This window comes from Ruegeria sp. K7 (assembly GCF_056531785.1).
Genome location: NZ_JBQFMJ010000050.1, coordinates 1 through 627, shown reverse-complemented (window position 1 = coordinate 627; position 627 = coordinate 1). Strand labels below are relative to the sequence as shown.

Here is a 627-nt window from a genome sequence, read left to right as displayed (position 1 = left end):
TACAAGTATCCAGGGCAGTCCCAACGGCAAAAGGAACACCCCAGACAAAGGGTCTTTTTCTTGTCCAAACCAGCCAAATGTACCCGTCAAGAACACAAACAAAGCCAACAGGTAAAGGATCGCGAATACGATGGTGGTTATTCTACAAACCAAGTCGAGCCTCAGCAGATCAAGCCAGTGCTGCGCAGCCGATTTCGGCTACGCGACAGACTACTCACAGTGCGCCTTCGTCGCCCAGGAACTCGATACCGGCCGTCGCGCCATCACTGTAAGCAATGCAATTCCAAGGAGCACGATCCTCGCCAACGCCGACTGTGACCTGTGTTCCCGCCTCGCTAAACGCGGATGAGAGCACCACGACTTGCGAATTGTTCGTCGTGTTGGCTACATCTCGCAAACACGCCTGCTGAGCGGGTGTGAGTTCGGCGGACGCATTGGATGTACCCGTGTCGTCGCAGGCCGCGAGCAGTGCGAAACAAGTTGCGCTTGCAATCATCACCATCTTGTTGGTCATTTTCTTCTCCCTCTGAGTCTGTTGAAGTTAATGAAATTGGATGGGCTTGTTTGAAGTTCTCGCGTCAGAGCAGGCTATGGAACATACTTCGACCCTGTGATTTCCCTTCCCAA

General features: G+C 53.0%; 1 protein-coding gene. It reads right to left on the bottom strand.

Annotation, left to right across the window (positions count from 1 at the left end; genetic code table 11):
* Window positions 1-214 precede the first annotated feature (214 nt).
* Window positions 215-514 (bottom strand): hypothetical protein, encoded by a 300-nt coding sequence (locus ACR0FE_RS23625; protein WP_480915558.1) that lies wholly within the window; start codon window positions 512-514, stop codon window positions 215-217.
* Window positions 515-627: the final 113 nt, after the last annotated feature.